General features: G+C 58.3%; 6 protein-coding genes. 3 read left to right on the top strand and 3 right to left on the bottom strand.

All coding sequences use genetic code 11. The features are described 5' to 3' along the window. Positions 1–366 precede the first annotated feature (366 nt). The gene (locus tag H5U08_RS07500) at positions 367–642 is read left to right on the top strand and encodes a hypothetical protein (protein ID WP_297031777.1); all 276 of its coding nucleotides are present in this window, start codon (positions 367–369) and stop codon (positions 640–642) included. Between the two features lie 149 nt (positions 643–791). Beyond that, the gene (locus H5U08_RS07495; protein ID WP_297031775.1) at positions 792–1,427 is read left to right on the top strand and encodes a sigma-70 family RNA polymerase sigma factor; all 636 of its coding nucleotides are present in this window, start codon (positions 792–794) and stop codon (positions 1,425–1,427) included. 226 nt (positions 1,428–1,653) lie between these two features. Here H5U08_RS07495 and H5U08_RS07490 read toward each other — a convergent pair whose 3' ends face one another. After that, positions 1,654–3,006 (bottom strand): DUF6807 family protein, encoded by a 1,353-nt coding sequence (locus tag H5U08_RS07490; protein ID WP_297031774.1) that lies wholly within the window; start codon positions 3,004–3,006, stop codon positions 1,654–1,656. A 213-nt stretch (positions 3,007–3,219) separates the two neighbouring features. Then, a complete protein-coding gene (locus H5U08_RS07485; RefSeq protein ID WP_297031772.1) occupies positions 3,220–5,247 on the bottom strand; it encodes an ATP-dependent helicase in 2,028 nt (675 codons plus the stop codon). A 162-nt stretch (positions 5,248–5,409) separates the two neighbouring features. On the opposite strand from H5U08_RS07485, the gene tsaD reads away from it, so the two are divergent. After that, complete coding sequence (gene tsaD, locus H5U08_RS07480; protein WP_297031770.1) at positions 5,410–6,456, top strand: tRNA (adenosine(37)-N6)-threonylcarbamoyltransferase complex transferase subunit TsaD; 1,047 nt, start codon at positions 5,410–5,412, stop codon at positions 6,454–6,456. Positions 6,457–6,567: 111 nt separating this feature from the next. On the opposite strand, the gene H5U08_RS07475 is transcribed toward tsaD, so the two are convergent. Next, positions 6,568–6,883: Dabb family protein (locus H5U08_RS07475; protein ID WP_297031768.1), on the bottom strand; the 316-nt coding region annotated here is incomplete at its 5' end.

Genomic DNA, 6,883 nt, shown 5'->3' with positions numbered 1-6,883 from the left:
GGGGGCCAGACTGGCTCCATGATGTCGCTTCGAAAACCGATTCTCCCTTCCGAGGTCAGAAGAAGTGCAAATTTTGATCGAGGCATTTTTCGCGGATGTCTATTGCGTGTAACAGTTGGCATCCGGTAGCGCGAACTTTCCTGCTGGTTTTTGTGTCGGTTATTTTCCGAAGAATCCTCTGGGCAGTGTGCGAGCCTGCACTGCCGGAAAAACGGATGTCATGGCCATTGGTTTTTGCGCCCTGGCATGTGTAAAATGGAAAGAGTGAAGTCCACTGGAACGTGAGTTGCACGGCAGTGGATTGAAAATTACCGTCTGGTTTTTCGAGTTTGTAGGTCCTGTCTCAATCTCGCGCAGAGGTGGATCATGCGTAAGCTCGTGCGAACGGTGACGACGGTCAAGACGATGGGTGTTGTCGATGTGAAGCGTCACGTCGTGAAGCACGTCGTCGATGTCGTTCGCACGGTGAAGCATCTGGGACTCTGCGCGCTCTGTTTGTCCCAGGCGATTCTGCGCGCCTCCATTTTTGCGGCAAGGTCCGCGGAGGCCGGATGTTACGCCTGGGCTCTCGTGCCGGCTTGTCAAGGACGCTGGCAGCGTCCGGAGAGCCGGTGGGGTTGGTCGCGTCCACCACAATCGTGACAAAGATCGTTTGAACACAGCAGTCATTGGTGGACGTGAACCAGCACCCACGGTCCGGTGACGCGGATTGACGTGGAGCGATCCGCTTTTTGCCGGTCGGCTCTCCGATGGGTGACGGTTCCCGTCCGCCTTCCATAAAGGAGGGAACTATGGCCACTGTTCTTGAGCCGCTCGAAATCGAACGATTAACCAGTCCCGCCGAGTTCGTGGCGGAGCTGCCAATGCCCCTTCCCGAGGCGCCGGAATCGCCGATTTGCGCTCTGGTGGAAGCCGCAAAACGGGGGGAAGAAGAAGCCTGGGAGCGCGTCGTCGCGATGTATGGCCAGGTTGTGTACGACACCATCCGGCGCCGTGTAAAATCGGATGCCGATGCCGATGAAGTCCGCCAGGAAGTTTTCTTGCAGGCCCTGCGTAAGCTACCACAACTCAAAGAACCGCAAGCGCTGGGAAGCTGGTTGCGACGCATCGCTGATCGATTGGCGATCAACTACGTCACCCGGCGGCACGGGGCCTCCTCGCTTTCGGAACGAACATGGGAAGAATCGGGCGACGTGCGACGGGAACCTTTTGCCGAGGTCACCCGACGGGAAGCCCAGGAGGCGGTTCGTCAGGGACTGGAGCGATTGGGGCCCATGGACCGCGAGGCCCTTTATGCCTTCTACATCGAGGGCAAATCGCTCAACGAAATGAGTCAGGAACTGGCCGTTCCCCTCGGCACGGTCAAGCGGCGGCTTCACGTCGCAAGAAAACGGCTGGCCCAACAGTTGGCCGGGTTTGTGGACTGAGGTGTCGCTTCACAGCGCCGTGTATTGCCCATTTTCGGCAGCTCAAACTCGCAGTCCCCGAAGTTAAGGCAGAGGGGCGGCCGATCCTGGAGGTCGATTGCCTGTGAAAGCACGGTACGGAGCCATCTCTGGGAGTTCCAACGGATACCGTCCCCAATTTCACATCGCAGTGAGCGGACAATAGCACTGACCGCTGGCGGGCTTGATCGGTTTCTTCGAGAAACTTTTACTGTGAATCTTCTTGGGGGACCGGGCGTTCCACGAGCTGGCACTCGAACCCGGCGGTATACGCCTTATATACAGCGGCCATTTCTTCCGCATTTCTGCTGCCCCTGTGAATCCAGAGCCGATAGGGGAGGTGAACGATTTCTGGTGGCTCCAGCGTACGGCTGTGAACTCCAGGCCAGCCCACGCAGAGGGGGCCGTAGTGTCGGGTTAGCCACGTCGGCGGATAGTCAGGATGGGTCGGGGCGATCATGATCGTGGCGCCACTCAGCCGATCGGTTTCACCGAAGCGACTGGTGAAGTCCGCCCACGGGAGTCGGGTTTCATAAAGGTCATCCTTCGTGAGACCGTCCGGGACCGTGATCCGCGCCTCTTTCTCGGAGGGAGGTCGAAACCGCATGGTGAGACCTCCATAGCTCTTCCCTTCCGCTCCCCAGAGTGTGATCGGCACATGGGGCTGCAGGAACAGATCGACATCGATGACACGATCCTCCTTTCCCCGGGCGTAAACGGTGAACCATACGCGCTCCGTGAGCACGATCTGGCCATGGAGGTCCCACCCGTTTTCCACGCCCAGCACAGCCACGCCGGGGCGTGTCTCCTGGCACAGCCACCGAACGAACCGTTGCCGCAGGGCCCCACGATCTTCCCATAGGCTGAACTCCTCCTGACCGACGACCACGTGAGGCCACGTCCAAAAAATACCGTGGTGATGATAATGATCGCGGGGAAAATCGTCGGTCAGGATTTCACCATCCAGTCCCCAAACCGGGTGAACGTAGCAGGCTCGCGTTCGCCGAGGGTCTTTTTCAGGGACTTTCGGATTCGTGATCGGGCCGAAATTGTAGGCGAGCACTGGTAGCTCGCCTTCATAAAGCGTAACGGTGGTATCGGATGTCTCCTTGAACTGAAACTCAGACGCTGTGGGCGATTCCCCAGCGGTTCCGCCTTCCTCTTGCACAATCCACCGCAAAAGGCCGTCAGCGGCCAGGGTTGCTGATGCAGACCGATCATCACGCACAATGAGATAGCTCATCTGTTGACATTCGCCAGTCTTGTCCGGACCACTGGCCAGTACGGCAGAAAGCCGCAGCGGGTCGCCTTCCTGCGTAAGTATCACGCCCTTGTGTGAGTCCAACGCACAGCCTTCTGGAAGGCGAATCCGAAGGGGTTGCCGCAGCGCCACCGCCGGCGTGGTCAGCGAGAGTTTCACCGCGGGAGTACCGGCCCAAACCGCGGGCAGCCTTCCCAAAAGGACCGGTAGTGCCGCCAACAGGACAGCCAACGAGAAGTGCACCAGCCTGTCGCAGTTACCCAAAGTACGCCGCAAAATGGTTCCTAACCGTTTCCCCATGATGCCATCCCCAATTGCCGGTGAAACGCACGAAAATCCTATTGAAGCCGTATCTTCGACTGATAGGCGTATCATGACACCGAACGGCGCGGATTGCAATGAGCCGTCACGTTGTCATGCAAGTTGACGCTGGGGACAGACGCAGTGCATGCAGATGCCGCGAGGTTTGGCTGACTCGCCGGTAACGCGTTTCCCGGAGCGGTCCATGTGCCATCAGAGAGCCGTCTTTCGCCAAGTCAGGCTGGGCAACTCCGCGTCATCCGCATTCATTGATTGTGCCGTGACCGAGGTGAAGCACTGGGTGGCCTCGGGGGTCAAAAATCGCGATTTGAGGGCGATCCCGTAGTTCTGCCAGGAAAGCGAGGAAGTCGTGTAATAACTCTGGGGATAGCAGACATACAGATAGCGCTTGGCCCGGGTGACCGCGACATAGAACAGGCGCCGTTCCTCTTCGATGGACTCAGGCGAACCCGTCGCCATGTCGGATGGGATATTACCGTCCGTGGCGTTGATAATGAACACCACATCCCATTCGAGTCCCTTTGCCGAATGGATGGTGCTCAGGACCAGGTAATCATCGTTGAGATCCGGGTTGGCTGCAAAGTCTTGTGTGGAATTGGGGGGATCCAGCGTGATCTGGGCGAGGAAAGTTTGACGGTCTTTGAACCGGCTGGCGATTTGTTCCAACTGTTCCAGATCCTTGGCCCGTGGAATTGGATTGTCGTACAGCACGGGGAGCAGCGGCTCGTAGAACACCCGGATTTGATGAAGCTGGGCCGGAAGCGTTGCTTTTCCCTCGGCGAGGTGGAGCATCAACTGGACAAACTGCGGCCAGAGGTCGGCCACCGCGGGAGCCGGGGTGATTTCCTGCCACGAATCGAAACGTCCGCCGTTTACAGAACATACCGCGAGAAGTTTTCTGGCTTTGGCCGGGCCGATCCCCGGCAACAGACAAAGCACCCGCATCCCAGCCACCAGGTCGCGAGGATTCTCCGCGAGGCGCAGGAAGGCAAGCACGTCTTTGATATGGGCAGCCTCCAGAAACTTAAGCCCGCCGTATTTGTGGTAGGGGATGCCCCGTCGCGTCAGTTCGGCTTCCAGCGGCAAACTGTGGTGCGATGCCCGGAACAGCACGGCCTGGTGTCTCAGCAGCGTTCCTTGGTTGTGATGCTCAAGGATACGCCGAATGACGAACTCAGCCTGCTCGTATTCATCGAGGGCAGCAACCAGCCACGGCTTCTCGCCCGTTTTCTTCTCCGACCAGAGATTTTTGGTGAATTTTTCCTTGGCCGGACGAATAATAGCGTTTGCCGCCCTCAGGATGGGCATCGTGCTTCGATAATTCTGCTCCAGGGTGACAATCCGGGCATTGGGGTACTGCTTGGGGAATTCCAGGATGTTCTTCACAGAGGCGCCCCGGAACGAGTAAATGGCCTGTGCGTCATCGCCGACCACGGTAACGCCGTCACCGGTTGGGGACAGCCGATACAGGATGTTGGCCTGGATGATGTTCGTATCCTGATACTCGTCCACAAGGATGGCCCGAAAACGCCTGCGAATCTCGCTGCCGACCGAATCCCTGTTGAGGAGTTCGAGCCACGCCAGGAGGAGATCGTCGTAGTCCAGGGTGGCCGACTCTTTCTTTCTGGCTGTGTATTCGCGAAACAGCCGATCGAGTTCGTCATGCCACTCTTTACACCACGGGAAGAATTCCGCGAGGACCTGGCGTAGGGGAAGATCGGTGTTCACCATGCGACTGTAGATATCCGCGCAAGTTCCTTTTTTGGGAAAGCGTCGGTCTGTGGTGGCCAGTTTCAAGTCGGTGCGAATGACGTTGAGAAAGTCTTCGGCATCAGAACGATCGAGGACAGTAAAGCCGGGCGGCAGCCCCAGTTCTTCCCCGAACAGTCGCAGGAACCGCAGGCCTATGGCGTGAAACGTTCCGCCCCAGATTCTCGTCGCGAGATATCCTGCGGGTTGTGCTCCGGAGAGCCTGGAAAGAATGGCTTCGACGCGACGAACCATCTCCTCGGCGGCACGCCTCGTGAACGTGAGGAGCATGATCGTGTGAGGGGGAACGTTGTGTGCGACCAGCCAGGCGACGCGATGCACGATGGTGGCCGTCTTTCCGGTTCCCGCCCCGGCAACAATGAGCAGTGGATCTGCCCCGTGGGTCACAGCCTCCTGCTGCTGGGGATTAAGGGGCTTCAGGATGAGATCCTCAAGTCGAGTCACGGACATGGTTATCCTCCGTGAACTTTCAAACACACCTATGCTGACGTTACGGGGAGAAGGAAGACGGATCCTCCACCACGGCATCCGCTCGAGCCGCCCTGGACTCAGTATAATGATTATACAAAACTTTGACCTTCACGAGAGCATAAACCGGGTAGGATGGAGAACATGCCTGTTTTTCTCACAATCGAAACGACCTGCGATGAGACCGCGGCGGCCCTGGTGACGGACCAGTTGGAGGTGCTTGCCTCCGTTGTAGCCTCACAGGATCAGCTCCATCGGCAGTATGGGGGCGTGGTACCGGAAATTGCCTCCCGCGCCCATGTGGAGCGAATTCTGCCTGTGATCCACGAGACAGTTCAGAGGGCGGGAATCAGCCTGGCCGACATTGATGCGGTGGCGGTCGCTTACACTCCCGGCCTGGCAGGATCCCTGCTGGTCGGTGTCACGGCTGCCAAGACGCTGGCGTTGGCACTGGGAAAGCCGCTCATTGGAATCAACCACCTTCAGGCCCATATTTACGCGTGTCGCATGGCGGCGGGAAAGGACGTGTTCCCCTGCGTGGGACTGGTGATCAGTGGGGGCCATACATGCCTGTACCGCTGCCGCGATCCGCTGGATTTCGAGCTGCTGGGAACGACCATTGATGACGCGGCTGGGGAAGCCTTTGACAAAGTGGCGGTCATGCTGGGACTGCCTTACCCGGGAGGACCCTCCGTCCAACGGGCAGCGGAAAAAGGAAACCCCCACAAATATGCCTTCCCGCGGGCCCTGCTCGACGATCCCAATACGCTCGACTTCAGTTTCAGCGGATTGAAAACCGCCGTGCGGTACGCCATTACAGGGCCGGGACGGCACGATCCTTCGCAGGTCAAACTGTCGGACCAGGAGGTGGCGGACCTGGCGGCCTCTTTTCAGGAAGCGGTCGTGGATTGCCTGGTGGGCAAGACTTTTCGTGCCCTGGAAATGACCGGCTTCCCCAGATTGTGCGTGGGGGGAGGTGTGGCTGCCAACAAACGTCTTCGAACGCGATTGGAGGAAGAAGCGGCACGACGGAATGTGGAGCTTGTGATCGCTCCCCTCAAACTCTGCACCGATAACGCCGTGATGGGAGCGATCGCCGTGGAAAAATGGAAGGCCGGTCTGTTCGACGACCTTTATCTGGACGCCGAACCAGGGGTCGTTCGCAAGCCGTTGCCTGTCGGCTTCGGCTGAGCCCTCCTGTCGGCCGTGAGATAGTCAGGCCGCTCCCACGGGCAATATCACACCTCGCCTTAGGTGGCGAGGCCCAGTGTTCGTCGGGGCCCCGTCGGCCGATTTTAACTTTTATTCCCGGACGATATAATCCACCACAAGCACCTTATCAAGATACTGGCCCACCATCTTGGCAAAGGCCCGGTGATCGGGATGGGTCAGATACGTGTCGCGATCTTTTTCGCTTTTGAAGGTCAGAATGAAGCAGTGCGTGAATCCCTGCGACAGGTTTTCCGTGCTGCAATTCGTGCCCCATTCGAATCCGGCAATCTGGGGGATCTTTTTGGGGAGCGCGGCAAAGGCTTTCTCGACCTTCTCAATGTCGGCCTTCGAGGTTCCGTCTTTAAACTTGAACAACACGACATGGCGTAGCTGTCCGGCATGGGAG

The sequence above is a fragment of the Thermogutta sp. genome, assembly GCF_014359955.1.
In the GTDB taxonomy this organism is placed as follows: Bacteria; Planctomycetota; Planctomycetia; order Pirellulales; family Thermoguttaceae; genus Thermogutta.
This window is presented reverse-complemented; position numbering and strand designations above follow the sequence as displayed.